The sequence below is a fragment of the Hydrogenispora ethanolica genome (assembly GCF_004340685.1).
GTDB lineage: Bacteria > Bacillota > UBA4882 > UBA8346 > UBA8346 > Hydrogenispora > Hydrogenispora ethanolica.
This window is the reverse complement of record NZ_SLUN01000005.1, coordinates 132,909-158,940: the sequence shown is the minus strand read 5'-3', so window position 1 is coordinate 158,940 and position 26,032 is coordinate 132,909. Positions and strand designations below refer to the sequence as shown.

The 26,032-nt window shown below is 59.1% G+C and carries 26 protein-coding genes; 8 read left to right on the top strand and 18 right to left on the bottom strand.

Features of this window, described 5'->3' with window-relative positions; translation table 11 throughout:
• Positions 1–51: 51 nt before the first annotated feature.
• The 10 genes from EDC14_RS27215 to EDC14_RS06350 all read right to left on the bottom strand — a co-directional run bounded on the left by EDC14_RS27215 (position 52) and on the right by EDC14_RS06350 (position 9,734).
• A complete protein-coding gene (locus tag EDC14_RS27215; protein ID WP_132013432.1) occupies positions 52–486 on the bottom strand; it encodes a hypothetical protein in 435 nt (144 codons plus the stop codon).
• A gap of 59 nt (positions 487–545) precedes the next feature.
• Entirely contained in the window at positions 546–1,505 is a 960-nt protein-coding gene (locus EDC14_RS06390; protein WP_132013431.1) for a DUF6263 family protein, read from the bottom strand.
• A 381-nt stretch (positions 1,506–1,886) separates the two neighbouring features.
• Entirely contained in the window at positions 1,887–2,681 is a 795-nt protein-coding gene (locus EDC14_RS06385) for an S-layer homology domain-containing protein (RefSeq protein WP_132013430.1), read from the bottom strand.
• A complete protein-coding gene (locus EDC14_RS06380) occupies positions 2,678–4,666 on the bottom strand; it encodes a hypothetical protein (RefSeq protein ID WP_132013429.1) in 1,989 nt (662 codons plus the stop codon). The genes EDC14_RS06385 and EDC14_RS06380 overlap by 4 nt, the downstream gene beginning before the upstream one ends.
• Positions 4,667–4,725: 59 nt before the next feature.
• Complete coding sequence (locus EDC14_RS06375; RefSeq protein WP_132013428.1) at positions 4,726–5,718, bottom strand: energy transducer TonB; 993 nt, start codon at positions 5,716–5,718, stop codon at positions 4,726–4,728.
• 122 nt (positions 5,719–5,840) lie between these two features.
• Positions 5,841–6,275, bottom strand: coding sequence for an ExbD/TolR family protein (locus EDC14_RS06370; protein ID WP_132013427.1), 435 nt, complete (start codon positions 6,273–6,275; stop codon positions 5,841–5,843).
• Between the two features lie 9 nt (positions 6,276–6,284).
• Positions 6,285–6,887: a MotA/TolQ/ExbB proton channel family protein gene (locus EDC14_RS06365; RefSeq protein ID WP_132013426.1), complete on the bottom strand. Its 603-nt coding sequence runs from the start codon at positions 6,885–6,887 to the stop codon at positions 6,285–6,287.
• Between the two features lie 808 nt (positions 6,888–7,695).
• Positions 7,696–8,160, bottom strand: coding sequence for a chemotaxis protein CheX (locus EDC14_RS06360; RefSeq protein WP_132013425.1), 465 nt, complete (start codon positions 8,158–8,160; stop codon positions 7,696–7,698).
• 450 nt (positions 8,161–8,610) lie between these two features.
• A complete protein-coding gene (locus EDC14_RS06355) occupies positions 8,611–9,126 on the bottom strand; it encodes a GNAT family N-acetyltransferase (protein ID WP_132013424.1) in 516 nt (171 codons plus the stop codon).
• Positions 9,126–9,734 (bottom strand): NAD(P)H-dependent oxidoreductase, encoded by a 609-nt coding sequence (locus EDC14_RS06350; RefSeq protein WP_132013423.1) that lies wholly within the window; start codon positions 9,732–9,734, stop codon positions 9,126–9,128. The genes EDC14_RS06355 and EDC14_RS06350 overlap by 1 nt, the downstream gene beginning before the upstream one ends.
• A gap of 129 nt (positions 9,735–9,863) precedes the next feature.
• Here EDC14_RS06350 and pdxR point away from each other — a divergent pair, with 129 nt between their 5' ends.
• Entirely contained in the window at positions 9,864–11,264 is a 1,401-nt protein-coding gene (pdxR, locus tag EDC14_RS06345) for a MocR-like pyridoxine biosynthesis transcription factor PdxR (protein WP_132013422.1), read from the top strand.
• A gap of 33 nt (positions 11,265–11,297) precedes the next feature.
• Here the strand turns inward: pdxR and glpX are convergent, their stop codons facing one another.
• The 4 genes from glpX to nrdD form a co-directional block, all read right to left on the bottom strand.
• Positions 11,298–12,302: a class II fructose-bisphosphatase gene (glpX, locus tag EDC14_RS06340; protein WP_132013421.1), complete on the bottom strand. Its 1,005-nt coding sequence runs from the start codon at positions 12,300–12,302 to the stop codon at positions 11,298–11,300.
• Positions 12,303–12,320: 18 nt separating this feature from the next.
• Positions 12,321–12,626 carry a TIGR03905 family TSCPD domain-containing protein gene (locus tag EDC14_RS06335; protein ID WP_132013420.1) on the bottom strand — a complete coding sequence of 102 codons (306 nt, stop codon included), beginning with the start codon at positions 12,624–12,626 and terminating at the stop codon, positions 12,321–12,323.
• 346 nt (positions 12,627–12,972) lie between these two features.
• Positions 12,973–13,113: a hypothetical protein gene (locus tag EDC14_RS26675; RefSeq protein WP_165907838.1), complete on the bottom strand. Its 141-nt coding sequence runs from the start codon at positions 13,111–13,113 to the stop codon at positions 12,973–12,975.
• A 722-nt stretch (positions 13,114–13,835) separates the two neighbouring features.
• Positions 13,836–15,875: an anaerobic ribonucleoside-triphosphate reductase gene (gene nrdD, locus EDC14_RS06330; RefSeq protein ID WP_132013500.1), complete on the bottom strand. Its 2,040-nt coding sequence runs from the start codon at positions 15,873–15,875 to the stop codon at positions 13,836–13,838.
• 506 nt (positions 15,876–16,381) lie between these two features.
• Between nrdD and EDC14_RS26670 the strand changes: the two genes are divergently transcribed.
• Positions 16,382–16,693 (top strand): hypothetical protein, encoded by a 312-nt coding sequence (locus EDC14_RS26670; protein WP_165907837.1) that lies wholly within the window; start codon positions 16,382–16,384, stop codon positions 16,691–16,693.
• A 16-nt stretch (positions 16,694–16,709) separates the two neighbouring features.
• Positions 16,710–17,081, top strand: a complete 372-nt coding sequence (locus EDC14_RS06325) for a FlxA-like family protein (RefSeq protein ID WP_165907836.1) — start codon at positions 16,710–16,712, stop codon at positions 17,079–17,081.
• A 162-nt stretch (positions 17,082–17,243) separates the two neighbouring features.
• On the opposite strand, the gene EDC14_RS06320 is transcribed toward EDC14_RS06325, so the two are convergent.
• Positions 17,244–17,831, bottom strand: coding sequence for a nitroreductase family protein (locus EDC14_RS06320; protein WP_132013418.1), 588 nt, complete (start codon positions 17,829–17,831; stop codon positions 17,244–17,246).
• Positions 17,832–18,114: 283 nt separating this feature from the next.
• On the opposite strand from EDC14_RS06320, the gene ade reads away from it, so the two are divergent.
• Positions 18,115–19,752 carry an adenine deaminase gene (ade, locus tag EDC14_RS06315; RefSeq protein WP_132013417.1) on the top strand — a complete coding sequence of 546 codons (1,638 nt, stop codon included), beginning with the start codon at positions 18,115–18,117 and terminating at the stop codon, positions 19,750–19,752.
• On the opposite strand, the gene EDC14_RS06310 is transcribed toward ade, so the two are convergent.
• From EDC14_RS06310 to EDC14_RS06300, 3 genes are all read right to left on the bottom strand, one after another.
• On the bottom strand, positions 19,749–20,195 hold the full coding sequence (locus tag EDC14_RS06310; RefSeq protein ID WP_132013416.1) for a MarR family winged helix-turn-helix transcriptional regulator: 447 nt from the start codon (positions 20,193–20,195) through the stop codon (positions 19,749–19,751). The two genes, ade and EDC14_RS06310, sit on opposite strands and share 4 nt — an antisense overlap.
• Positions 20,192–20,671, bottom strand: a complete 480-nt coding sequence (locus EDC14_RS06305; RefSeq protein ID WP_165907835.1) for a pyridoxamine 5'-phosphate oxidase family protein — start codon at positions 20,669–20,671, stop codon at positions 20,192–20,194. Before EDC14_RS06305 ends, EDC14_RS06310 begins: the two co-directional genes overlap by 4 nt.
• Positions 20,672–21,129: 458 nt before the next feature.
• The gene (locus tag EDC14_RS06300; RefSeq protein ID WP_165907834.1) at positions 21,130–22,803 is read right to left on the bottom strand and encodes an ABC1 kinase family protein; all 1,674 of its coding nucleotides are present in this window, start codon (positions 22,801–22,803) and stop codon (positions 21,130–21,132) included.
• A gap of 180 nt (positions 22,804–22,983) precedes the next feature.
• Between EDC14_RS06300 and EDC14_RS06295 the strand changes: the two genes are divergently transcribed.
• The 4 genes from EDC14_RS06295 (at position 22,984) to EDC14_RS06280 (ending at position 26,012) form a co-directional block, all read left to right on the top strand.
• On the top strand, positions 22,984–23,442 hold the full coding sequence (locus EDC14_RS06295) for a hypothetical protein (RefSeq protein WP_132013413.1): 459 nt from the start codon (positions 22,984–22,986) through the stop codon (positions 23,440–23,442).
• A gap of 225 nt (positions 23,443–23,667) precedes the next feature.
• A complete protein-coding gene (locus EDC14_RS06290) occupies positions 23,668–24,624 on the top strand; it encodes a SpoIID/LytB domain-containing protein (RefSeq protein WP_165907833.1) in 957 nt (318 codons plus the stop codon).
• A 135-nt stretch (positions 24,625–24,759) separates the two neighbouring features.
• Complete coding sequence (gene yabP, locus EDC14_RS06285) at positions 24,760–25,047, top strand: sporulation protein YabP (RefSeq protein WP_243662827.1); 288 nt, start codon at positions 24,760–24,762, stop codon at positions 25,045–25,047.
• A 113-nt stretch (positions 25,048–25,160) separates the two neighbouring features.
• Positions 25,161–26,012 (top strand): lytic transglycosylase domain-containing protein, encoded by an 852-nt coding sequence (locus EDC14_RS06280; RefSeq protein WP_132013411.1) that lies wholly within the window; start codon positions 25,161–25,163, stop codon positions 26,010–26,012.
• Positions 26,013–26,032: the final 20 nt, after the last annotated feature.

The following is a 26,032-nucleotide window of genomic DNA, read 5'->3' as shown; positions in this document are numbered from 1 at the left end:
AGCTCTTCAAGGAGGAGTCGCCAAGTTCCCGATTTTGGGTTCCAAGACGCATTAACGGCGCCGCAAGACTACACTCCATGAGGAGAGCTTGGCCTGGCCCTTCATGGCGAAACCCCGGTTTTCATAGGTGGCTTCGTCCAACTGCCGCAGGTACTCGCAACCCGAATATTCGCCCGTTTCCGACGCGTATTTGGACAGGATCGAATCACCCACGATAAAAAACACGCCGCGCAACGTCCCCAGGGCCGGATTGCGGGAGACCCATTCCGTAAAGTCGGAACCCGCGGCGAAAGGCGTGATCTCATAACTGTTGCTGAGCTCCAGCTCCGGTCCGTCCTGGAGTTTCATCGTCCCCTCGTTCCGCCAGCGGTCGGCCGAATGGCTGATCGTGACCTGCCCCGCCCAGCTGCTCGCTTGCTGCCGCTCGTCGAAATAATCCCCCGCCGCTTCCCAGGTTCCTTCTTCCAGCAAAAACGTATGCCGCATGATGCTATCCTCCGTGATTCCGGGCCCCGGACGGGTCCGTCCGCTCCCCGAATGGTTATTCAGTTCGGTGATTGTTCGGTCATCTCCAGATCGGTCGTGCTCTCGATGCGCATGGGGATGGCCATCTGCAAGGCGCCGTCCGGTTGCAGCAGCTCCATCCGGCCGGCCAGTTTCTGAAGAACCCGGCCGCTCGCCACCATGCCGGTGGCTTCCGCGATCCGGAAGCTTCCCGAAGTGCTCCCGCTCAGCCGGTATTGCAAGGACACATTGCCCACTTTCAGCGGTTGGGCTTGCTCATTGGGCTGAATCCGGGCCTGCATCTCCAGGACGGCAAAGCCGTCTTTCCGCTCCCGCAACGCGCAGGAACCCTCCACGATCATCGGATAACCCCGGGTCAGATTGACGCGTTGCACCCAGCTATCGCCCACTCCGACCGGCTGCTCCGGATAGAAGACCATATTGGCGAAGGTTTCTTTGATCGCTTCATCGCCGAATTTTTCCTTGAATCCCGCGATGATGCTCTCCCGGACGTTGGCCGGAACCTTTTCGCCCAGTTGTTGAAGCATCTTCTCCATCAGCGCGTTGACTCCCTGGACCTGACGAACCTTCCCGAGCGGATCCATCACAATGGTTAAGCTCTGTCCGATCAGACTCGTGAATACCTGCGCCCCGGGATACGTGGCCGCCGCCGGCTGCGTGGAATCATAGGCGAATTTGCCGGTCGGTCCGTCCTGCTGAAATTGCATGGCGGCGTAAGTCAGTCGAATGGTACTCGCTCCATCCGGAGCGATGCTCTCCACCCGGTAAGTCATCGTCATCCCGATGGTCTGATGGATGGTGATATCCTTCCCCTGCACGGTTTGGGCGATCGTTTGGGCGCTCCGGGTATGAATCAGATAGGCCTGCCCTTGCCGCAAGTTCATCCGCAGCAACACCTGGTCCTGGGCCAGCGCCGCAGCGGAGAGTCCCGCCAGGAATGCCAGGCCCAGCACCAGCGTACATAGACGTTTGAATTTCATCGTATAACCCCCCTATATAAGTTGAAATAAATTTTAGAGTAAGCTTTTCCAGCCGTGAGAGAGGCGAAAAGGACCCTTCACGGAATTTATTTCAACTTATGAATCAAAAAAATAGGTTGCAATGATTTTGAAGGTACAAAAACTGATTGCAACATATAGCTCGGAACCATTCGCGCCCTTGCTATCCGGCGTCCGATCAGGAACGTCAACCCCGGGCGCGTCGTTCTCGATTGTCATTTCCTTATTTTAGCATAGTTTGACAAACCGTACCATCCCCTCTTTCCTGCGCCTTTCGGCGGAGAAGCGCCGCAACCGGGGACCGCGCATATGAAAAACCACCGGCCAAGGCCGGTGGTTCCATGAATGGCTTTACGTTTTCGCTCAATTGGCGGCCCCGACCAGACCCAGGACGATCGCCATGATGATCAAGGTGTTCTGTTTCTTCCGGTTCTGCTCGTTCTCGATGCGGAGCCGGTCAATGTCGGCATGAAGTCTGGAATTCTCCTCCTCCAGCTTTTGCACGCGGGCAGCCAGTTTCTGCAGATCATTGATGATCTGCTGGGCCTGTTGTTGAAAGGCCTTCTGTTGTGCAGCCAGGTCCTCATCGAGTTTCTCAATCGCCGCAGTGTTTTGAGCCACATCCGCCTGCAGCGTTTCCTGGTCGGCGCTGAGTCGCTCGATATCGGCATCATGCTGCGCGGTTTGCTCCTGCAATGCCGCCTGGTCGTCCGCCAGCTGCTGAATCTGGGCGGTATTTTTGGTCAAGTCTTCCTTGATGACCTGGTTATCCTTGGCGACCTGATCGATCTTCCGAACGAAGAGATTATTCTTGGAACTGACCTGGACCAGCTCATTCCAGTACTCGTTGGTCAGTTTCTTGACCAGATCCATGTCGCCTTGATTGGTCCCCGCCTTGCCGGTGGCAATCTCATTGAGGATTTTGGCGACGATCACCGCCAGGGTATAACGGTCGACCGGCTTTTCCCCTTTGAAGGTCTGATCCTGGTACAGTTGCAAATACCCTTTGTCGACCAGCAGTTTGACAGCCTTGTAAGCCCAGTGGGACGGCGGCACATCCGCCGGATTGCTCTCAGCCAATACAGCCTGGCCGAAGCAGAAGACCATCGTCAGCAGACAAATCAATCCTAGAGCCAATTTATAACGGTTTACCATCATTGCGATTCCTCCCCAATCTGATATTGCAGCGACGCCGGTTCGCCGGGCAATTCCCGGCCGGCCGCGTCCCTCAACTGAAATGCGCCGGTTTGAATCCGACCGGTCCCCGAACCCACGACGATGAAGTTCAACCGCGCCAGGGTCACTTGGGAACCGCTAAACGGTTGGCTGCGGGAACCGCTGATTCCCGTGGCGGTCCCGTTCCGTCCGTTGATGGTCCCGCCGGACCAGCGGGACAGCCCATTGTCTTCCACCAGGAAGGTGCCGCGCGAGACACTGACCAGGCGGAGTTGTTTGGGATCGTACCGGATGTCCAGGTTAAACTGTGTCGTATCGCTCAGGTTATAGGCGCTGACATCCACCAGATAGACCTGGCCCGGCAATGGCCGCGCCGCGCCCGACAGCGCCAACTCGAAGGGGAGCGGCGGAATCTCCGCATCGGCCTGAAGCCGTTCCGGCCGGATCCCCGCGCCGGTCACCTCCGCCTGCAAGCGGCCATGCGGCGCTCCAGGGTTCGGAACCACCTGCCAGGTGACGGTGGTTTCTTCCTGGGGCCCCAGATTGCCCAGAAACTTTTCCGAGCGTTCGCCATCGGCCAGCCGGAAACCGGCGTCCCCGGTCAAGACCGCTTTCAGGCCGCCGGTGGCCGCTTCGCCCCGGTTCCTAAGGGTTACCGTCACCGGCAGCGGGTACGGGTCCCAATGGTTGTCAACCACCCGAACGGCTGGAATCTTCAAGACGCCCTCCACCCGGGGCGGACCGATGATCCGGATCTTGCGGGTCACTTGGTTGGCCTCAAGGTGATCGCCGGTCACTTGGATGGCAAAACTGGCGTCACCGCTAAAGCTGCCATCGGGCCGGACCTCCCAGGAAAACTGCTTAGTGACACCCGGGATTAACTCCGCCAACCTGACTTCGGTCGTTCCAGCGGTGCTGACCAATCCGGGCGGCAATTCCAGACGGATCCGCACATTTTCGGCCTTGGCCTCACCCCGGTGTTCCAGATACATGATGATCAGATACGTCCGCGGGTCGCTGATGCTATAGGCGACTTCGGCCGGGGCCGAGATGCCCAGATAGGTGTTGCCCGGAGAGAATGTGATACCGCCCAGGCCGTAGTCGATCACCACTTGCATCGAATCGCCGGGCTTCACCGTCCGGGGCAGCCAAAACATGGCCAGGGCGCTGTCCAGTTCATCCTCGCCTTCCCGGGTGAAATCCGCCCCTTCCTCCAGCGGAATCTCCCAGGGATTATCGGCAGCCTTGCCCCAATTGGTAAAGGCAATCCGGTCGGGCGTCGTCACATCCCCGCCCTTGAGCGTTCCCTGGGCGATCACCGCCGGCTTGGCCATGGAGTCAAAAGCTTGCCAGAAATCGGGGCAATCCTTGCCGGCGAAACTGCGGTCGGTGGTCACCTCGTGATCGCCCACCCGGAACGGCGCGCCGTCGTTATCACCGACCATCGTGTCGAGCAGGACGCGCAGGCCCAATTCGGCCGGGGCCGTTCCCTGGTTGGTCAGAATATAGCGGATCCGCGCCGTATCCAAGGCACCGGTACTCGGACTGCGGGTGATGTCCAGAATCTGTTCGACCACGATCGTTCCGTACTGGCATTTCATCGTCAGCTGATGATTGGCCAAACGGGGTGCTTGCAGCATCTCGCCGCCGGGCAAGCCGGCGCCGGCCCTTTTATGGGTCGCTTTGCCGAAAACGTAATCGGCGCCGTCAATCCGGAGCGTCGTAAATGAAGTCCAGGGCCGGGGCCGGCCATAGATTAGCGGTTTGTTGTCATCATCGGCCCGTTCGTAATCCCCGCCGGTCACATCCACCGCGAAACGTCCCGTCTCTTCATCGCTGTTATTAAGATACACTTTGATATACTTATTCTCGACCGACAGCAGCCCGGCCGGCTCGCTCCGGACGATCCCCGCCGCCAGCAGCAAGCCGGCGGTCAGGATCCCAACCAACCAACCCTTACGTTTCATCCTATCCTCCTTACGGTCCGTATTGCATTCCATTCTTTCTCCCAAAGAGCGCCGCCCCGTCATCTGGATTCCGCGTTTTCAAAGATGATGCCGACTTGGTCCTTCTTGGCGTCGAAAACAAAGGTCAGATCGATCAGATAGTCGACGGAGGTCGGGGCGAATTTCCAGCGCCGTCCGACTTGGTTCAGGACGATATTGTCCAGCCGGTGATCGCCGGCCGAATCCAGCAATTGCACTTTTTCCAAGGAGCCGTTGGCGCGGACCAGGATCCTGATTTTGACCCGGCCTTCTTTCCCTTCGTTCAGGGCATTTTTGGGATAGGCCGGCGGCGGTCCCAAAACCGTCATCTTGGCGCCGGTTCCAAAGCCGATGGGTCCGCTACCGCTGCCACTGCCGGTACCATCGCCCGAACCCCCGCTGCCGGAACCGGTGCCGCTGCCGTCCCCTCCGCCGGAACCGCTGCCGCCTTTTTCGGCGGCGCCGGTCCTTTGAGCCGTTCCGCTACCGCTCCCGGAATCAGTGGCGGCCGGTTTGGCGTCGCCGGATCCCGTCTTGCTGCCGGCCGCATGAGCCGCAGCCGGAGAGGACGGTTCGGTCGGCCCTTTCTGGCCGACCGCCAATGCCGGACCGGGAGGAGGGTTGTCCGGAAGCTTCGCCGCCACCGGCACCGGCTCGGCCTTGGGCGCGGCTTTCGCTGCCTTGGGTTCCGGTTTGGGGTCGTTCTTCACGGTCTTTGGCAGGGAGGGAACGGTTGCGGGAGCCGCCCGTTCCTGAAGCTTGGGTTTGGGCGGAGCGGCCGTCTTCGCCGGAGTCGCTTTGCGAGCGGAAAAAACCGTCTCAAGCCGGGCCGCGCTGCCGCCATTGCCCGCCGCGCCCCCCGACTTGCCGCCGGCCGGCCGGCCGGCTAACTCGACCGTGCCGACGGGAAAGGTCTCCAAAGTGTCAGTAGGGGTCGGCCAATATTTAGGAAGGTAGATCATTCCGATCAGAATATGTAAACCAATGGATAACGCCAGAGCGATTCCATAATTGCGACGGTCAATACCAGTCATCGGTCACTCCTCCATCCGGGTTATAGCAATTTGATAAAGCGTAAACGGCTTTATTCGCGAAAAGTGCGGTGAAGCGTTCGCGCTTTTCGCTCCAAACCTGTCAACGCTTTCGCAAAATGCCCCTATTCCAACCCTTCCGGCCGGTTCGCATTGGGCATCTGCTGCCGGTCGACCCCCAGCAACGGCTTTTTCACTCCCACGCTGGCTAAGGCGTCCATTACCTTGACAACTTGAAAATAAGGCACCGCCGCGTCGGGCCGGATCACCACCTGAGTTTCGGCATCCCCCGCAATCTCCCGGCGAATCCGCTCCTTTAAAGCCCCCAGATCGACAGTTTGTTTGCCATAAAACAAACGCGACTGCTTGTCGATGCTGACAACGACCGTATTCTGCTCGGCCTTCCCGATATGCAACGCCTTGGGGAGCTCCAGCGGCACCCCGGTCTGGGCTGTCTTCAGGGTCGAGAAAACCATAAAAAAGACCACCATGAAAAACATCACATCGATCATCGGCACCAGTTCGATCCGCGACTGCCTGCGCTTAATCTCCAGTTTCACCGTTACCACCTACCCTTTGACGAGGATGGCGAGAATTTCCTGGCTTTTGTAACTCATTTCGCTGGCCTTCCGCTCGGCGATCCCATAAAAAATGTTGACCAGAAAAAGGGCGGGAATCGCGATGGCCAAACCGAAAGCCGTATTATAGAGCGCTTCGGCGATGCCCGCGCCCAACTGGCTCGCCTGGGAGGCCCCGCCGACCGAGATGGCGGTAAAGGCCTTGATAATGCCGGTTACCGTGCCTAACAGTCCCAAAAGGGGACTGGCGGTCACCACCGTATCCAAAATATGTAACCCCCGTTGCAGCCGTTTCATTTGCTGGTCGCCAGCGGACTGCATGGCCGTTTCAATCAGTTCCGGATCGCTCTCGCGTTGTTTCAGACCGGCTTCCACGATCAAGCCCAACGGACTCCGCCAAGTGGCCAACAGCTGTTTGGCTTCGTCGGATTTCCCCTTGTTCAAATAGAGCTTTAAAAGATTCAACTCCCGCTCGTCAAGCCCTTTAAAACGGATGTAAAAAAGCGTCCGTTCAATGATGACGACCAATGCGGTCACCGAACAGAACGCTAAAGGATACATGACCCAGCCGCCCTTGACAAAAATTTGCCACATTTTTCTGCCTCCCGCTTCAACATTTATTGTTTACCCTGCAGCCACCGGCCGATAAGGATGAAGCCAGTTGCAACGCTCCATGAGCAATTGCTCACGCAGCCATTGTATATCGGGGCAATTAATAATGCTTTAAATCGAGAATAATTTCCGCTATATAAGTTGAAATAAATTCCGTTTTGATCATTTGCATTCGGCTTTAGGAATGCAAATCTAGTAAAGATATTTATTTCATCCTATATAACGTTACCGGATTTCACGATCGTCCCTGCCCATTGGGATTTTCTACAATTTTTCCGGTTCATCCGAAAAAGCCTTATTTTTTATTATACCACAAATCCTTTCCACTTCACTGGATCTGCAACATAAGTGCGGAAAGTTATCTAAAATGAATCAAAAGCCATGTGATAAAGTCCTCTAATTCGGAAATCATCCTTTCAATGGACTAAAAAACGACTTTATCACTTGCTTTTCTGAGCTTTTGTGTTCACCCTGGCCTTCGGACAGGGTTTATCACAACGCTTTTAAATCAGTTATGAAACGGCCTTTGCCAAAGATCGTACCATTTGTAATTATTACATTTTGATAAAAAGATTTCGTATAAAAACCTTTTTAAGCCATTTTTCGCCATCCAAGATTTTACTTTTTAATTTTAGGATAGGTACTTTATTACCATTTGTCAATAAGTTCTTGTCCAATTGTCGAACTTCCAGGGTTGCCTTGAGACGATTCGTTTCATGGTAAATGCTTTTTTAAAGCATTCCGGCCGCCTATAAAAAAAAGCTCGTTCACCGAGCTTTTTTGGGCCTGTTTACATTTCCACAAACGATATATCCAATGTAATCTGATCGCCGCTGTCAAAAAGCAACGGGATCGATACAATCTTGGCATTGTCGGCGCTGAATTGCATATTATCCCCCATCAAAACCGTTGGGGGAGAGATGTCCACCTTATCGCCGCGATCCGAAAAGATGGTGGCGGATTTGCCCATGATCATGTTGCTCAATTCGGAGATGGCGCTTTTTCCCATCTCGTCGAGTTCGTTGACGGTCATGCCCATCATCGCCGAGGCGATCCGGCAAGCGACAGCCATCCGGAACGAGAAAATGGCGGTACCGCGAATTTGCCCGGTCAAACCGATAATGACCACGATGTTGTCCTCGGTATAAGGGGATTTTTTTACGGAAATCGTCCCCGGAGCCACGTTGAACCCGGCGACTTTGCCGATAATGTCTTGGCAGCCTTCAATAAACGGATTGATATACTTTACGTCCATGTGGGCTTTCTTCCTTTCCTCTTCGCTATTATCCTGCATCCCGAAGCCGGATCAAACGATGCCGCGCATTGCGTGGCGGGACTTGGCGCAGCGGCCATCCCAGCCAAGTTTACCGGCGCCTGCAACAACTCTCCGTCTATCTTATTCGATTCCCGATATAACGTCAAGAGCACCGCCAGTGATGCAATGCCGGCCGGTATTCCATTGAATCGTGCAAGGGAAGCGGATTGCGCTTTAGAATTCTTGTCTCCTTTCCAACGCTTCTTCCAAAGCCGCCCCCCGAAAACTGATTGGTCCTGCGATTATTATTTTTATCGTTTGTTTCGGAGGAATTCATAAGCAATTTTTAAAAATTTTTCTGATAGTAAATTATTACATCTTCCATTCAATCCCCACTGCTTTCACAATAAAAAACCGGATGTTTTATCCCGGCTCCACTTTTTTGAATTCTTATTCCGCCCCGGCACTCCCCGGCCCATCGAACCAAGCGGCATCGGCCAAGACCACCGAGGTCTCCACTTGACGCTCGGGAATCTCCCAGTAACGATGCAACAATCGGACTTTTTCGCCGGGCGATACCTGCCGGAAGTGATGCTTTTCATAAAAATGCACCGCCCAGTCGGCCGCGGCCCAGGTCCCGATCAATATGGGCTGTGCGGTCCGGCCCCGCAAAAATTCGAGCAATGTTCCGCCGATGCCCCGGTTGCGCCGGATGGTCCGGACATAGGCATGGCGAATCAGAACCACTTCCCCTTTGGGCTGTATTCCCATCACCCCGACCAGTTCGCCGTCGGCTTCGCAGCCCCAGAACCCAACGCCGTCGGCGATCTCCCGCTGCAGTTCAGGCCGGGTCATATACGGCTCCTTCCAGCGGTCGTCGGGAATGACGCCGCGATACGCCTGCGCCGCGTCATTAATGATTTGATAGATGGTTTCGAAATCGGAATCCCCGCATTGGCGAATCATCAGCACGCCCCGCTTTCTTTGGGAAAATAGTAACGGATAATCTCTTCCACTTCGGCCAGCCAGACCGCGCGCTGCTCCGGGGCGCTGGTGACGACGACCCCGAACATCCGGCGGAAAAAACGCCGGACTCCGCAGAACTCAAAGATGCATTTGCGCCAGAGCGTCTCCAGCGGATCGCCGAAGACGCTAAGCTCCCTGGCTTCCGGGGTGTCGGATGTATTCAGGACCACGGCTGTCCCGGCCCGGAGCAATCCGACCGGGACTCCGTCCCCGGCGTCTCCCGGCAGATATCGATAGGCCGTGCCTTGCCGGAAGGTCCGGTCGATCCAGCCTTTGACGATGGCCGGAGGCTGGCCCCACCAATTGGGATGAATCACGATAATGCCATCGGCCGCCGCCAAGTCCCGGCAATGCCCCTCGACCTCCTCGGGAAGCGGGGCATCCTTCCCCAGCTCCGCCGGGGGGAGCGCGGGATCGAACCCTTCAGCGTAGAGATCGTGCCAGATCGTCCGGTGGCCGGCGTCGTGCAGCGTGGCCAGGACCCTTTGGGCGATGGCCCGATTAAAACTTTCCCGGCCGGGGTGGCCGAGCACCACGAGAATTTGCAAAATACTCCCTTCTTTCCCTGAAACCTTGAAACTGCTTTCGAAAATACGGTATCATGAAAAGGTGGTTCTTCAAAGCGCCACTCTCTTCCGATTTCAAAGGTGCCACTTCAAAGCGAGGGAGAGTTTGCAATGCTTTTTTTACAGTTGGAGCCGGGTTCGGACACTCCGCTGAGCCGCCAGATCTATCTCCAGATCCGTTCCCGGATCCTCGGCGGCGAGCTGGCCGCGGGCGTCCGTTTGCCCGCCAGCCGGGAACTGGCCGCCGATTATCATATTTCGCGCAATACGGCGCTCTCTGCGTATGAGCTGTTGTTAGCGGAGGGTTTTATCGAGGGCCGGCACGGCTCGGGGACTTACGTAGCGGATGGCGCCTGTCTGGATCTTCCGGCGCCGGACCCGGTGGCGGCAGCGGTTCCGGATCCCCATCCGGCCCCGGCGGCGGCGTGCATCGATTTTCGCTCCGGAGTCCCGGCATTGGACCGGCTGCCCCGGGGCAGGTGGGCGCAGTTGATACGGGATGCCTGGCTGGAAGCGCCGGATCTTCTCTTCGGCTACCAGGCTCCGGAGGGTTCGCCCCAACTCCGCCAGGTTCTCTGCGATTATCTGAGGCGGAGCCGCGGCATCGTCTGCGCTCCGGAACAGATTCTGGTCACTTCCGGATCGGTGCAGGGTCTATCCCTGGTGGCCGGGGTCCTGCTTCAGGAGATCCGCGAGGTCATCCTGGAGGATCCTTGCAACCGCGACATCGGCCGGATTTTCAGCTCCTCCGGAACGGCCATTCATCCCGTACCAGTCGATGAACAGGGAATCATCCCCAAGCTCATTCCCAGGCTCGCCCGGCCCGCGCTCCTGAGTCTGACGCCCTCGCACCAGTTTCCGCTGGGCGGCATCCTGCCGATCAGCCGGCGGATCGAGTTGATCCGGCTCGCCCGGGGGACCGGTTCCTGGATCATCGAGGATGATTACGACAGCGAGTTCCGTTACGACGGGCCCCCGGTCGGCGCGTTGCAGGGCCTCGCCCCGGAACGGGTGATCTATCTGGGGACCTTCAGCAAGATTCTCTTTCCCGCCTTGCGCCTGGGTTACATGGTCCTGCCTCCGGCTTGGGTGGGGCCGTTCCGGAGGCTCAAGCAAATCTCGGACATCCATTCCAACTCCCTGAACCAACTGGCGCTGGCCAGGTTCATCCGGGAAGGGAGCTTGGACCGGCATCTGGTGCGGAGCAAGAAGCTTTACCGCCGGCGCCGGGACCGGCTGGTGAACGAGCTGCACAGCCATTTCCCCGGCCGGGTCCGGATCCTGGGAATGTCCACCGGTCTTCATCTGGTCGCCGAATGGCCGGGGGTCCGCTTCGGACCGGAATTGGTGGCCGGGGCCGAAGCCGCCGGCGTCCGAATCTATCCGGTGGATAATTTCGCGGCTGGCGCCGGACCGTATCCCGGGGCCTTGCTCTTCGGTTACGGGCAGTTGGACGAGGAAACCATCGCCGAGGGGATCCGGCGGCTGGCGCGGGTCGTGCCACCGGCCTGAGTTTTCCTCATCGTAAAAAAGAGCGCGACACCGCTAGACGAACTCTTCCTGGTTGCGCTCCCGCGATGGAATGGTCTTGTAATTCAGGTTATGAATGGCCTTGATGTAACGGACCGTTTTATACTTCGAGCGCATGACCACCGAATGGGTTGTGGCCTGATGGCTTCCGAAACTGACGCCTTGCAGAAATTCGCCGCCGGTAACCCCGGTCGCCGCAAAGATGATATCCTCGCCCCGCGCCAAATCCTCGGTCCGGTATACCGCGTCCGGGTCCAGGCCGGCCCGTTCCACCAGCGCCCGCTCTTCCGTGTTGCCGAAATAAAAGCGGGTCTGAATCTCGCCCCCCAGACAGCTTAGCGCGGCGGCGGTCAAAACCGCTTCCGGAGCGCCGCCGATGCCCAGACAGATATCGGCGTTGCCGCTATCGAAGCTGATGGCGGTGGCAATCGCTCCGGCCACATCCCCATCGCCAATCAGCCGGATTCTGGCGCCGGCGCGGCGGACCTCGGCGATCAGTTCCCGGTGCCGTTCCCGGTCGAGGATGGTGACGGTCAGATCTTTCACCGATTTCCGGAGCACCGCCGCAGCGACGGATAGATTCTCGGCGACACTGCGGTTGATATCCAGCTTTCCCCGGAGCTGCGGCCCGCAGGCCAGCTTATGCATGTAAAAGCTGGGGATCGACATCAACGAACCTTTGGCGCCGGCGGCCATGATGGAGATGGCATTGGGCAAGCCGTTGGCGACTAGGCGCGTGCCGTCGACCGGATCGACGGCGATATCGACCTCGGGAGCGTGTTCCCGCCAATTGCCCACTTTTTCATCGATATGCAACATCGGGGCGCGGTCTTTCAAGCCTTCGCCGATGATCACCGTGCCCCGGATGGCGATCAGGTCCAACATTCCGCGCATCGCATCGGAAGCCGCCTTGTCCACGCCATCCTTGTCGCCCAGACCCAGCCAGCGGCTGGACCGCAGGGCCGCGGCCTCCGTGACCCGTACAAATTCTAACGCAATCTCCCTTTGCAGATCGGCCATGATTTTCCTCCCCCAAATTTAGCGTCCGCAACCGGCAGCCTCATGATTTTCCGTTCCGCCACGGTCAGCGCCGGCGGCGCGCTCCAGCTTTTCCAATGCCTGCACCAGTTGATCCGGGCAAGAGGTCGATTTGCCCGAACACCGGATCCCTTTCAACCGTTCGATAACCTCCCCGACCGGCATTCCCTCGACCAGGCGGCTGATGCCTTGCAGATTGCCGTTACAGCCTGCGTCGAAACTGACCTTGATCAGGACTCCCTTGTCCACCGTGAGGTGAATCCGGGTGGAACAGACTCCTCTCGTGGCGAAATCCAGATTCTCCATGGTATCTCCTCCGTGTTGTTCTAAGCTTTAAGCAATCGCTGTGACCCTTCCGGCTTTTTAGCCGGGTTTATCACGGCTCTTTTGGAATCAATTCTGGTTGGAGCGCCAAATTCCTCTTCCCGAAATCATGTGAGCCTCGAATCACCGGAGCGATATGAAATAAAAACCCGGGGCGCCGGAAAGGCGGCCGCGGGTTGGCCGGGATAGCTGTATCTGATCCCCGTTCCATCCGGAACCATTGCCTGACACCGGAGGGGCCGGGAGTGATATTCGAAACTTTGGCTTTCTCTCGAATCCGCGGGCGCGCGGGGAATTTTGGGCAAAAAAAAAGCGGGGCTTGATACCGCTAGCTTCGGAACAACACTCTGGCATTCAATGACGCCGCGGCCACTTCGTGATGGCGCCCCCGGAACAACTCCGCGCTGCAGTGCGGGCAATAGACTCGACCGTAACCAACCTCTTTTTGACAATCCGGACATCTTTTCATTGTAATTCCTCCTTTTTCATGATCGGGACTTTTTTTGTCCCTCTATTTTATTTTCTGTCCCTCTCTGATTTCATTATATGCGATTGCTTTCTGGAATTCAACAGGTTTACGGAATAGTAACCAATTGTACACCTTCCTTAACTCCGCGGATATGGGAGGGTAACATCCGAACGGAAGCGGCGTTCTCACCCTGATTACGCCCGGATCAGGAACCGGAGAAGCCCGCCCGACGTTTGCGAAAACGTGCCCGGCAAAGGTGCCGGGTTGCCCAGTCACTGTGCGATCTGGCGCAGTGACCGAGTCAGCTTGCACGGTGGGTGTGTGAGCTTGCCCAGTAACCCTGTGAGCTTGCACAGTGACTGGGTAAGCTCGCTCAGCGACTCGGTAAGCTTGCTCGACGACTCGGTAAGCTTGCTCGACGACTCGGTAAGCTTGCTCGACGACTCGGTAAGCTTGCTCGACGACTCGGTAAGCTTGCTCAGCGACTGCGCGGGCTCGCGCAGTCACTGAGCAGGTATCTTGGGTCGCTCAAGGAGCGTCCGCAATAACTGAACGCATCACTCCGGCGAGAAAGGGGGCATTCCGGCCGCCTGCGCCAGCGTCAACCGCTTGCTCCGGCCGGGCTTGACGCCCTTCATTCGGCCCAGGTCCGGGTCAAAATAAAAAGACCTTCCCACCCCCATTCGCGGACGGGAAGGTCTCGGCGACTGATCAATGAGGGTTCAGAGCCAGTGCTTGGAGCGATCGCGCAGCTCGGCCTGTTTGGCGTCGTTGAAGCGGTCCACGGTCGACAGGTAGCCGGTGATCCGGCGCACCCGCCGAATCTGGGGCGAACCGCAGGACGGGCATTCATCCTCGGGGATGACGCCCCGGTACGAGCAGCTCAGGCACTCGTCGATCGGGAAGTTGATCCCGGCATACCCCATATCGGAGGCGGCCATGTGCCGCAGCAGCTTCTCATAGGCGTCCAGATTGTCGATGGGCGGCGCTTTCATCTCCACGTAACTGATGTGGCCGGCATTGGCCATCTGGTGGTACGGTCCCTCCAGCGCCACCTTGTCGTAGGAAGAGATCTCGAAACTGACCGGGACGTGAAAACTGTTGGTGTAATACTCGCGGTCGGTGACGCCGGTAATGACCCCGAAGCGTTTCCGGTCCATGGCGACGAAACGGCCGGAGAGCCCTTCGGCCGGGGTCGCCAGCAAGGTATAGTTCAGATCGTACTCCTCGGCGAAATCGTCCACCAGCTTACGCATGAAGCCGACGATCTCCAGGCCCAGCCGCTGCGCGGCCGGATCTTGACCATGATGGCTGCCGGTGAGCGCCACCAGGGTTTCGGCCAGTCCGATGAAGCCGATGGAGAGCGTGCCGTGCTTGATGGCCGGCGCGATCGGGTCGTTGGGCTTCAGTTTATCCGAATCCATGTACAGCCCCTGGCCCATCAGAAAGGGCATGTCCTTCGCCTTGAGCTTGGCCTGGACCCGGTAGCGGTGGTACAACTGGCGGGCCGCCAGGGCCATCATCCGCTCCAGCTCGTGGTAAAAATTCTCCAGATCGCCGCCGGCCTTGATGGCCAGCCGCGGCAGGTTGAGCGTCGTGAAAGAGAGATTGCCCCGGCCGTCGGTGACCTCGGCGCCGTGACGGTTGCCGATGGTCCGGGTCCGGCAGCCCATATAGGCCACTTCGGCGCCGTAAGGCCGGTTAAAGGTGGAATCCATAAACGAAAAGGTCGGGTTGAGCCGTTGCGCCGAGACCCGCATCGCCAGCTGGAAGAGGTCGTAATTGGGATCGCCCGGTTCGAAATTGACCCCTTGCTGCAGCCGGAAGATGATGTTGGGGAAGATCGGGCATTCGCCCCGTCCCAAACCTTTTTCATAGGCCAGGAGCAGGTTTTTGGTGACGGACCGTCCGGCCGGGGTGGTGTCACAGCCCAGATTGATGCTGGAGAAAGGAACCTGGGCTCCGGCCCGGCTGTGCATGGAGTTCAAATTATAGATCAGGGCTTCCATGGCCTGAAAAACCTCGTCCTCGTCGGCGTTTTCCACGAACGGGGCCATGTCCCGGTCGAAGAAGGCGAAAGACTGCCCGCCGTGCATGTCGTTCTGGGAGCTCTGCAGGATGATGGCTGCCAGCGCCGTGGCCGAAGTCGGGCGGTGCGGCGGCCGGATGTAGCCGTGGCCGTTATTGAAGCCGCTCTCCAGCAGTTTGCCCAGCGGGATCTGCACGCAAGTCAGGGTCTTGCCATAAAAATCGAGGTCGTGAATATGGTAATCGCCCGCGACATGGGCCGCGGCCATCTCCTCGGGAATCAAGCGCGATAAGTAATATTTTTTGCTGGCCGCCGAAGCGATCTGGAGCATCTTGGCGGAGGGCGAATTGCTGACATTGGCATTCTCGCGGCTGGTCTCCACCAGGATCTCTTCCACCACGTCCATCAGTTCGGATTTGGATTCGCGGAGCCGGGTGCGGCGGTCCCGGTAAATGATATAGGCCTTGGCGGTCTTGGCGTGTCCGGTCTCGATCAACACCTTCTCCACCGCGTCCTGAACCTCTTCGACCGTGGGTATGGCCGCGCCGATCCGTTTCTGCAGATATTGAACGACCACGTCGGCCAGCTCGTCGGCGAGCCGCTGATCCGCGCCGCCGACCGCCTTGGCCGCCTTAAAGATGGCTGAGGCAATCTGGCCGATGTTGAATTCGACGATCCGGCCGTCCCGTTTGCGGATCGATCGGAAAACCCGCTCGGGAGTCCGGTGAATCATTTCGACCACTTTGAACAGTTCCTTTTGCGCGCCTTTTTCATCGTTCCGTATTTCTGCTTGATTGATTGCCATTCCTCGTATCTCCTCCTATTTGACCTTGCCCTGCTATGACGGGTATGGAGCCCTCAAGAAACACTACATCTAGTACCATGATTTATGATACACCACAACATTTGGGGTGTCTAGCCAAAATCTGTTGATTTTTCAGAAAGAGGCATAAAGACCTACCAGCCCCTTTGGGAATATAGGCCATTATGCCCAGTGCGACCTTCCCGGGGCATGATTGCGACCGAAAGTTCCTGTTCCAGCGGTGCTTCCGGCCGGGGCGCGTCCCCGGCTCCCCTTAAATCGTTGGGTGGCAAAGCCTTTTTTAAATCCGATTTAAAGAATTCCGGCCGAATATAAAATTGTTTTTATGAGCGCGCGCATTGTCGAATGGAGCGAACTCCGCACCGGGTTCCGCCCGATTCGGCAAAGGCCGGCACCAACAGAAGGAGGTGAAAGCAATGTCGATTTCCGCAATCTCATCCCTCAGTTTTTACCCCACGGCGACCAGTGCCAAAGCCACTGAGAAAGACTCCGAAACGCAGACGGTGTCCAGCACTTCGGACGGCGACACTCTCCAATTGAGCGGCGCGTCGGGCGGCGGAAGTACCGCGCAGGTCTGTCCCAAGGGAAATGACGCCTGTCTCGGCTGTGGCGCCTGTAAGTCGGCGGCCGGCGGAGTCTCCGCCGCCGCCGGAAGCAACGGCCAGACCGGGGACCCCGCGATGCTGGCCGCGATCAACGCGTATTCCAGTCACCTCAAGAGCGTGTAAGAAAGGAGGGCTTGACATGAACGTCAGCGCCATCTCCGCCGCCTCTTCCAACCGCCAGGCCGCGGCCGGAACGACGGCCCGGGACAATCGGGACTATCAGAGCCAGATCAAAAGCCTGGAGCAGCAGATCGAAGCCATCGAAGCGAAGATCAGCGATCTGCAGCAGGACCCATCCGGAAGTTCTCAGCAAAAACAGCAAGCGATCGCCGCCTATGAAGCACAGATCCAAACGCTCCAGGCGCAAATCCAGCAGCTTGAGCAGAAGCAGGCCCAGGCGCAGTCCGGAAACAGCGGCACCTCTTCCGCCGCTTCCGGCGGCGCGGCAAGTCGCCAAAGCGCCGTTTCCGTGGAACAGGGAATCGGCGCAGCCGTGGATATCCAGGCGTAATCCGGTTTCAGTGGCGCCGCGCCCACACCGGCCATCCGCCGCCCGGCGGATGGCCCCCTTTATCGCTTTTGGCGGGAGAAATCCGCTTCTTGATGTAAAAAGAAAGAGCCTGCCCAGCATAGAAGCAGGCAGGCTCGACCATTCCTCACCGGAGCCCGGTCCTCAATTCAGGATGATCTCCCGCAGCTCCCGCTTGGGCACGTGATGCACCTGCCGCTCGTCCCGCCAGTACTTGATGTCCGCCTCGGGGCCGGGCCCGGCCTTCTCCAGCACCACCCGCTCCACCGGCTTGCCCAGGGCGATCACCGCCAACAACTGGTAGCGGTCCTCGATCCCCAGCAGCGCCCGGAGTTCGTCCCGCTTGATATTTCCGATCAGGCAGCCGCCCAATCCCCGCTCCACCGCTCCCAGGAGAATGTTGGCCGCGGCCAGTCCGGCGTCAAGACCCATCGGGTCTTTGATCTGCGTATCCATCAGCATCACGATATAGCCGGTCGGACGCTCGCCGGGCTCCGGTCCCGGCCAATCCTTCAGATAGCCGGCCCAGCCGAGGCAGTCGAAGATCCGGGCGTTGCGCTCCGGGTCGCAAAAGATCAGATATTTCAATGGCTGACGGTTGGCGGCCGACATCGCCAGCCGGCCTAGGTCGACCAATCCCTCCAGAACGCTCCGGTCCAGCGCCGCCGTTTCGTCAAACCGCCGGTAACTCCGGTTCTTAACCACCAGATCTTTGATCAAGGTTGTGGACATGGCCCGATTCCTCCCCATCTTTTCGCTTTCCTCTCATATTACCATACTTCCGCTCCCGAGGGACAGCCCCGCTTCGCTTCTTCCGGTTCCGCCCCCCGGCTGTCATATTCGCCGCCGTTGCGGCATATCGATAGAGCAACCCGCCTCCGGACTCCGGAACGCGGGCCTTGAAAAAATCCGATTTTTTAGGGAGTCCGGCAGGAAATACCCCGCGCCCGGTGGAAAATATACGGACTTGAAGTTTATTCCATTCCGCGCCAATCCGTTTCGCAAGGAGTCCGCCATGTCCGAGTCCAGCTTCAGCATATCCGGCAACCTGGTCGACGTGGTCGCCGCCACCATCCGCCCCGCCACCGTCCGCGTGACCGGGGGGCGCATCGCCGCGATCCGTTGGGAGGACCGGCCCTATGACCGGTACCTCATCCCCGGCCTGATCGACGCCCACATCCACATCGAAAGCTCGATGCTGGTCCCGGCGGAGTTCGCCCGGGCCGCCGTCTGCCACGGCACCGTGGCGGTGGTCGCCGATCCTCACGAGATCGCCAATGTCCTCGGCAGCGCCGGGGTTCGCTATATGGTTCAGAACGGCCGCACCGCGCCGTTCAAATTTTATTTCGGCGCGCCTTCCTGCGTGCCGGCCTCAGCCTATGAAACCTCCGGAGCGGTCCTCGACGCCCGGGAGATCGAGGAGCTGTTCGTCCGCGACGGGCTCAAGTTCTTGGGGGAGATGATGGATTACCCCGGGGTCCTGGCCGGGGATCCGGAGGTTCTAGCCAAGCTGGCCGCAGCCCGCCGCCACGGCCGGCCGGTGGACGGCCATGCCCCCGGACTGCGCGGCGAGGCCCTGGACCGCTACCTGGCGGCCGGAATCTCCACCGATCACGAGGCCTTCACCCTGGAGGAAGGGTTGGAAAAAGCCGGCCGCGGCATGAAGATCCTGATCCGCGAGGGCAGCGCGGCCCGCAACTTCGCCGCCCTGCACCCGCTGATCGCCGCCTGCCCCGAGCAGGTGATGTTTTGCACCGACGACCGGCACCCCGGCGATCTGCTCGCCGGCCATCTCGACCGGACCGTCAAGGCAGCCCTGGAACTGGGCTATGATCGATTCCAGGTGCTCCGCTGCGCCTCGCTCAATCCCATCCGCCATTACGGCCTGGAGGTCGGACTGCTGCAGCCCGGCGACCCCGCCGACTTCGCGGTGATCAACAACTTCAGCGAGTTCCGGATCCTGGCGACCTACATCGACGGACGACCGGTGGCGGAGAATGGCCGGAGCCTGATCCCCCGCTCCCGGAGCGAATCGGTCAATCGATTCGCGGCTGCGCCGCAGTCTCCCGCCGCCTTCCGGATCCCGGTCCGGCCCGGTCTGCTCAACGTGATCGGCGCCGTCGACGGCGAGCTGGTCACCGCCAAGCTCAATCTGCCGCCGACCGTGGCCGACGGCTGGGCCGTGGCCGATCCGGGCCGGGACCTGCTGAAGATCGCCGTGCTCAACCGCTACCGTCCGGCCGCGCCGGCGGTGGGCTTCATTCACCATTTCGGACTGCGGGAAGGGGCCATCGCCGCCTCGGTCGCCCACGACTCCCACAATATCGTGGCCATCGGCGCCGACGACGCCTCCCTGGCGCGGGCGGTGAACCGCATCATCGCGCTCCGGGGCGGCCTGGCCGTCGTCGCGGGCGAGGCCGAAACCGTCCTGCCGCTGCCGGTGGCCGGGCTGATGAGCGACGGGGACGGCGCCAGCGTCGCCGCGGACCACCGCCGGCTGACCGAACACGCCCGGGCGCTCGGCGCGACCATGGCCGACCCCTTCATGACCATGGCCTTCATGACCCTGCCGGTCATCCCGGAGCTGAAGATCAGCGACCGGGGCTTATTCGACGGGCAACGCTTCCGGCCCATTGCCTTATTCGCCGATTAGCCGCTACTCTCCGCTCCCTCCAGATTGGCCAGGATCCGCTCCAGATCCGCCTCGAAGCGGTCCCGCTCCGCCTCGCTCAGCCCTTGGTAGAAGAGGGCGATCATCTCCGCCGAGATCTCCAGATAGACCTGTTGCAGCGCCCGGTCTTTCTCGGTCCGCCGGATCAGGATCTTACGCCGGTCCTCCAGGGACGGCTCGCGGACCAGGAATCCGTCGGCTTCGAGCCGGTCGAGCATGCTGGTGAGGGTGGATTTGCTCAATTGCGTCCGCTTGGCCAGCTGCTCGATGGCGATCCCGTCGTTCTCCCAAAGCACAAAGAGGATCCGGCCCTGGGCCGGATTGATCTCATGGATCCCGTGGGCGCGGAGCTTCCGGGCGAAGATCCGCCCGGACAGCTGATGAATCTTGGTGATCAGAAACCCGCCCCGCCGCAGTCCGCTCATGCCGAATGCTCCGCCAGATCCATGGTGCAGACGCTCAACTGGTGATAAAACTTGGCCCGCACCGGCCGGAAACGCAGCAGCGCGTAATCGGGATCGCCCACTCCCGCCGGGTAATACATTTCCCAGCCCGGCTGCCATAGGGCCGCCTTGAGCGCCGGATCCTCCACCAGTTCCAGCCGGCCCTGGAGCGTCAGCCCGTGCCAGTCCGACGGTTGGCAGTAATAGACGCAGGCCCGGGGGTCGGCCGTGACCTGGCCGACCTTGGGCGACGAGGTATTGGTGGAAAAATAGGTCCCCAAGTCATCCCCGAAGCCGGCGAAAACCGCCGCCAATCCGGGATAGAGCGCCGGATTGCGCAGATTCAGCATGGCCCGGGTCTCCGGGAAATCCACTCCGGCATTGATGGTCGTCAGGTAAGCGGCGGGCACGGCCGCGATCAATTCCCGGCTCAGCCGGAGGGCGGTTGTTTGGTCCATCGACAACACTCCTTTGGAAAATGATTCCTTACCAAAATAGTACGATATAGAACTAATTTTGTCAAGCCCTGATAGTACCATATCGAACTATTATTCCGGAACCCGCCCCAATCCGCCCTAGCGCCCCCTCTGCCGTTCGCCGATAAGCTTCTTTTTTCAAATTCTCATTTTATTTTGATAATTTGATATTTTCTATTCCGAAATTTCGATTTCAAGGCCAGCAAATTCGATTCTCTGGATGGAAATTTCAATTCTCAGGAGCGATATTGCAACTTTCAGAACCGGAAATGCAATTCTCAGACCGGAAAATTCGATTATCGGGAATGAATTTTCAATTCTCACGGCGGAAAATGTAATTATCCGGCCGGATTTTTCGATTTCTAGGACTGATGATTCGATTTTCAGGAGCGAAAATGAGATTTGCGGCCCCAAAGGACATTTTCTCGGAACCGCCCGTTTCAGATTCGCCCCGAGCGGATCAGGTAGATGACCAGCCCCGCCATGATGATGACGGCGAGCAGCGATTCCAGCCGCAGGATATGGGCGTTGCCGAGCTCCGCCACCAGGCCGCCGATGCCCGAGCCAATGATGACGCCGGCCACGATGATGCTGAGCGCCAGGAGGATGATGCTGAAGGCGATGCGGTTGAAGAGCCGGGTCAGCCGGTCGATGATCCGCTCCCAGTCGGCCACCCGGATCGAGAGGGCGAAGTCCCGCTCCTCCATCTTGACCAGCAGGTTCATGAGGAACGACGGTAGCCGCGAGGCCAGCAGCCCGTAGTCGATCAGCTCCTTCAAAGCCAGCTGCTTCAGGTTCACCGGCGCCAGCTTCCCGAGGAGCAGCCGCTTGGTGATGGGGGTGGCGATCTCCAGCACGCTCAGGTCCGGGTCCAGGCTGGCCACCAGCCCCTCCAGCAGCATCAGGGTCTTGCCGAGCACCGCGAATTCCTCGGGCACCATCAACTGAAAGGAGGAGGCCAGGCCGAACAGTTCCCGGAAGATCTCGCCGATCCGGATCTGCCGCACCGTCAGGGTCAGATACTTCTCGCGGACCCGGCCGACCGCCCGCTCCAGCCGCCGCAGATTCACAGGCTGATCGTTCACTACCCCCAAGTCGATCAGCGCCTGGACGATCAGCCGGTTGTTGTCGAAGATCAGGCCGATCAGCACCTTTAAGAGCTGGGACTGGCGGTCTCCGCTGAGCCGTCCGACCATGCCCAGATCGAGCAGGGCGACCGCGTTGCCGGGCAGGGCCAGAATATTGCCGGAATGCGGGTCGGCGTGGAAAAAGCCGTCGCGCAGGATCTGGTTGAGCCAGGTGGCGGCCAGCCGCCGCGCCAGCAGCGTCCGGTCCAGCCCCTGGGCCCGCAGCGCCGCGGGGCTAAGCGGCACGCCGACGATGAATTCCATGGTCAGGACCCGCCGGGCGGTCAGGTTCCAGTGAATCGCCGGCACCCGCACCCAGGACTCCCGGCGGAGATTCTCCCGGAGGCGGTCGGCATTGGCGGCTTCGACCCGGAAATCCAGCTCGTTGCGGAGCGCCCGGCCGAACTCCGCCACCATCCCGCCGAAATCATAAATCCGGCCCCATTTGGTCCGGTGGTCCAGGAAGCCCGCCAGATCCTCCAGAATGTTCAGGTCGTGTTCGATGATCCGCTCGATCCCGGGCCGCTGCACCTTGACTACCACCGCCGCGCCATCCCGCAGGCGAGCCCGGTGGACCTGGGCGATAGAGGCCGCGGCCAGCGGCTCTTCGCAAAATTCGGCGAACAGCGCAGCCACGCCGGCCCCCAATTCCTGCTCGATCACCCGGCGAATCGCCTCGCCCGGAATGGCCGGCACTTCATCGCGGAGTTTCTCCAGCTCCAGGATGACGTCGGCCGGCAGCAGCTCCGGTCGGGTGCTGGCTATCTGGCCGAGCTTGATGAAGGCCGGCCCCAACTCTTCCAGGGCCAGCCGGAGCCGTTCCCCCCATGAGAGCCTGGCATGGGCCGTTTCCGGGGCCCTGCGCGGCAACTGCAGGTATTTGAGGATCCCCAGCTGATCCAGGACTCCGCCGAAGCCGTGCTTCACAAAGACCATGCCGATCTGGCGGTAACGGCCCAAATGTTTGATGGGATGGAGCGGATTCACGGCATCACCTACGGCAAATTTCTCCCCGCTTATTATTCTTCGCAAAGCCCCGCTTATCCGGGAAGGTTGGGGCCGGAACCCTACCGGAAGGGGCGCGGCGGACCATCTTTCCCTCATCCGGGAGAGTCCCGGCATATTCCGTCCGGCATTTCAAATAATAAGGGAAAGCGGGGGAAGAGCATGGACCATTTCGAAAAAGAGCAGGAATTCATCAAAGGCGCTACGGCCGGCATCATCGGCTCCACGGTCATGTTTCTCTGCACCGAAACCCTTCACTGGCTGGGGTTGACCCGCTACAGCTTCGCCTATTTGTCCGGCGAGACCGTCTTTACCTACCACAATACGCTGCCGTCGAACCTGCTGGCTTTCTTCATCACCATCCTGGCCGGCGCTTTCTGGGGCGTGATCATCGCCTTTCTGTTCACCAAGTTCCTCACCGGCCGCCATTATGGATGGAAGATCATCTTCATCAGCTCCTGCATTTTCTTTTTCCATCTCGGCTTCCTGGACGAACCCTTCCATTACAGTCGCGAGATCCACCGCCGGACTTTCGACCTGTTCGTCATTTTGCTCGGCTACAATCTCTACGGGTGGGTGGTGGCCCGGGTCCTGAAGCGACTGGCGATCATCCGGGAATAAAACCAGCGGCCCCGCCGCGCCCGAATAACCCCTCCTTCCGCACTCCGTGCCCGCAGGAACCTCAAGGTATAAAATCCCCCGAAGAAGAGATGCTAGAAGCAACGACATGATTGGAATCCCATGATTTGCGAAAAAACGGTGAAGCGTTCGTTATTTTCGCAAATCATATCCTTCAAGGATTCATGTCGTTGCATAGATCGAAATATGGTACGGGGAGGAGATTCCATGGGTAGCAAGCAGGTTCGGCTCTTAGTATGCTTTTTGATAGGAACGGTGCTTTTCGCCGCCGGTTGTCCCGGCAAGGAAGGAACCCTGATCAAAAACATCGTCACCCGGTTCGGAAAACCGCCGGTGATCTCGGTATATATGAAAGACTCCGGCAAAAAAGTGAAAATGGATATCGATGAATACCTGGTCGGAGTGGTCGCCGGAGAGATGAAGCCGGGCTGGCCGTTGAATGCTTACGCCGCTCAAGCCATCATCGCCCGCACCTTCACCATGGAATTCCTCTCGCGGGGAGGCACCCGCGCGCTCCACGGCACCGACATCTCGACCGATGAAAAAGAAGCTCAGGCTTATAACGCCAAAAACATCACCCCCACCATCCGGAAGGCGGTCCAGATGACCAAGGGTTTGGTCCTGACCTATAACAACCGTTACATCAAGGGCTGGTACTCGGCCAGTTCCGGCGGGGTGACCGCCCTCGCCAAAGAAGGGCTGGCCTACAAGGAGGCCGAGCCTCCCTACGTTCAGTCGGTGAAGAGTCCCGAAGAAAAGGTCATCCCCAAATCGGAGCTGCTCTGGCAGGCCACCTTCACCAGCGATGAGATCAACCAGGCTCTCAAGAAATTAAACCAAGGGGAGGTCGGCATGGTGCGCCGTTTCGAGGTGGTCAAAAGAGGACACTACCGAGCGGTAGGCATCCGGATCGTCGGCGATAAGGGGACGGCCCAGGTACACGGCGCCGACCTGCGCATCAATATCGGGCCGGAAAAGATGCGTTCGATCTGGCTCACCGACATCTCCACCACGGGCGGCAAGGTCACGCTGAAAGGCCGGGGCTTCGGCCACGGCGTCGGACTCAGCCAATGGGGCGCCCATGCGCTGGCCCGCGAGAATAAATCCCCCGAAGACATTGTAAAGCATTTCTATCCCAAAGCGCACGTGGATAAGATCTGGTAACGATGCTCGCGGAAAAACGCCCGAAACCCGCTCTCCCCTTTCCGGAGGAGAGCTTTTTTATTTCCGGTGCCCCCGGCCCTACCCGGTATAACCGCCCGGTATTTTGAATATGGATGTGGGGTAGGAGGGATCGCCGTGGAAGAGAAGAAAAGAACGCCGGAGATACCGCATCAGTTGACATTGAGCAACCGCAACCTGCTGGGAGTGGACGGAGTCACCAACCTGGGCAGTTTTGACGAGGAAAAGATCATCCTGGAGACCAGCAAAGGGGTACTGGAGATCAAGGGCGAGCGGCTCCATGTGCAACAGTTGAATCTCGATCAGGGCAAGGTGCTGCTGGACGGGGAATTTCATTCCCTGGCCTACGTGGGCGAGGAATTATCCAAAAAGAGCAAGGGTTTTTTCAGCAATTTAATGAAGTAAACGGGCCGGAGCGGAGGATGTTGCGGCCCATCTTGGAAATAGCCGATCGTTAACAAGGCCGGCGGCAGGAGTTTCCCACTCTGGCAGCGAATACTTCTGCTTGAGGTGAGACCATGCCAGCCGTTTCTACAGCCGCCCGGCGCCGTAAGCGACGCGCCCGGGGAGGCTTCATCCGATTCTTCCTGATCGTTGTCAGGTTTATCATCAGTCCCTTCGTCCTTTTTCTCGACTCGTTCCAGGCCAAAAAGAATCTCGATCGGGGCTGGCTGTTTTCTTTTTTTTTACTGACCTCGCTTTTGATGCTGATGACCGGGGTCGGTCTTTTGGTCGTTGACCGGCCGACCGGAAAAACCCTGCAGATGCTGGCCGATCCCTCCCGCAACGAGGAAGTGCTGGCCGGCGCATTCCAACCGGTGATCACCGCCATCAACCGCTATTCGCTCCAGAACCAACTCGATCCCAACCTGGTCTACTCGATCATCAAGGCCGAGAGCAATTTCAAGGCGGGAGCGGTCTCCCGGGCGGGGGCCCGCGGCCTGATGCAGATCATGCCCGAGGTCTGGCGGCAATACAGCCACTCTTCCTGCGACGGCGAGCATGCCTACGGCGACCCTTGCGCCGATCCCCGGAACTGCATCTTCAATCCCGAGGCCAATATCCGGGTGGGCACCCGTTATTTTCGGGTGCTGCTCGACCGCTATAACGGCCGGGCCGATTTGGCTCTGGAGGCCTACAACGCCGGGCTGACCAACGTGCAGCCGGGATTTGCCCCCAAATTCGCCGAGACGCGCTCCTATGTCCAGAAGATCCTCGCCGCCTGGCGGGAACTGCGCCGGGTGAGCCTGGCCGGACAGCTGCGGCTCTCCCTGTCGATGCAGGCCGGGCTGAAAGTCTTATTCGGACTCTCCTTCCTCTGCTGGCTGATCCTTTTCTGGTGGGCCAACCGCAAGCTGTTCCGCGACTGAATTCCGCGCCCGACCCTGCG

What these genes read in the sequence shown, in the direction of transcription:
- EDC14_RS06335 (WP_132013420.1), bottom strand. Translation starts at nt 12,626, where the DNA reads ATGGAGAATCTGGATTTCGCCACGAGAGGAGTCTGTTCCACCCGGATT.
- EDC14_RS06385 (WP_132013430.1), bottom strand. Translation starts at nt 2,681, where the DNA reads ATGATGGTAAACCGTTATAAATTGGCTCTAGGATTGATTTGTCTGCTG.
- EDC14_RS06290 (WP_165907833.1), top strand. Translation starts at nt 23,668, where the DNA reads ATGGGTAGCAAGCAGGTTCGGCTCTTAGTATGCTTTTTGATAGGAACG.
- ade (WP_132013417.1), top strand. Translation starts at nt 18,115, where the DNA reads ATGTCCGAGTCCAGCTTCAGCATATCCGGCAACCTGGTCGACGTGGTC.
- EDC14_RS06375 (WP_132013428.1), bottom strand. Translation starts at nt 5,718, where the DNA reads ATGACTGGTATTGACCGTCGCAATTATGGAATCGCTCTGGCGTTATCC.
- EDC14_RS26670 (WP_165907837.1), top strand. Translation starts at nt 16,382, where the DNA reads ATGTCGATTTCCGCAATCTCATCCCTCAGTTTTTACCCCACGGCGACC.
- EDC14_RS06380 (WP_132013429.1), bottom strand. Translation starts at nt 4,666, where the DNA reads ATGAAACGTAAGGGTTGGTTGGTTGGGATCCTGACCGCCGGCTTGCTG.
- EDC14_RS06360 (WP_132013425.1), bottom strand. Translation starts at nt 8,160, where the DNA reads ATGGACGTAAAGTATATCAATCCGTTTATTGAAGGCTGCCAAGACATT.
- EDC14_RS06295 (WP_132013413.1), top strand. Translation starts at nt 22,984, where the DNA reads ATGGACCATTTCGAAAAAGAGCAGGAATTCATCAAAGGCGCTACGGCC.
- EDC14_RS06305 (WP_165907835.1), bottom strand. Translation starts at nt 20,671, where the DNA reads ATGGACCAAACAACCGCCCTCCGGCTGAGCCGGGAATTGATCGCGGCC.
- glpX (WP_132013421.1), bottom strand. Translation starts at nt 12,302, where the DNA reads ATGGCCGATCTGCAAAGGGAGATTGCGTTAGAATTTGTACGGGTCACG.
- pdxR (WP_132013422.1), top strand. Translation starts at nt 9,864, where the DNA reads ATGCTTTTTTTACAGTTGGAGCCGGGTTCGGACACTCCGCTGAGCCGC.
- EDC14_RS06365 (WP_132013426.1), bottom strand. Translation starts at nt 6,887, where the DNA reads ATGTGGCAAATTTTTGTCAAGGGCGGCTGGGTCATGTATCCTTTAGCG.
- EDC14_RS06355 (WP_132013424.1), bottom strand. Translation starts at nt 9,126, where the DNA reads ATGATTCGCCAATGCGGGGATTCCGATTTCGAAACCATCTATCAAATC.
- EDC14_RS06390 (WP_132013431.1), bottom strand. Translation starts at nt 1,505, where the DNA reads ATGAAATTCAAACGTCTATGTACGCTGGTGCTGGGCCTGGCATTCCTG.
- EDC14_RS27215 (WP_132013432.1), bottom strand. Translation starts at nt 486, where the DNA reads ATGCGGCATACGTTTTTGCTGGAAGAAGGAACCTGGGAAGCGGCGGGG.
- nrdD (WP_132013500.1), bottom strand. Translation starts at nt 15,875, where the DNA reads ATGATTCACCGGACTCCCGAGCGGGTTTTCCGATCGATCCGCAAACGG.
- EDC14_RS06310 (WP_132013416.1), bottom strand. Translation starts at nt 20,195, where the DNA reads ATGAGCGGACTGCGGCGGGGCGGGTTTCTGATCACCAAGATTCATCAG.
- EDC14_RS06320 (WP_132013418.1), bottom strand. Translation starts at nt 17,831, where the DNA reads ATGTCCACAACCTTGATCAAAGATCTGGTGGTTAAGAACCGGAGTTAC.
- EDC14_RS26675 (WP_165907838.1), bottom strand. Translation starts at nt 13,113, where the DNA reads ATGAAAAGATGTCCGGATTGTCAAAAAGAGGTTGGTTACGGTCGAGTC.
- EDC14_RS06280 (WP_132013411.1), top strand. Translation starts at nt 25,161, where the DNA reads ATGCCAGCCGTTTCTACAGCCGCCCGGCGCCGTAAGCGACGCGCCCGG.
- EDC14_RS06325 (WP_165907836.1), top strand. Translation starts at nt 16,710, where the DNA reads ATGAACGTCAGCGCCATCTCCGCCGCCTCTTCCAACCGCCAGGCCGCG.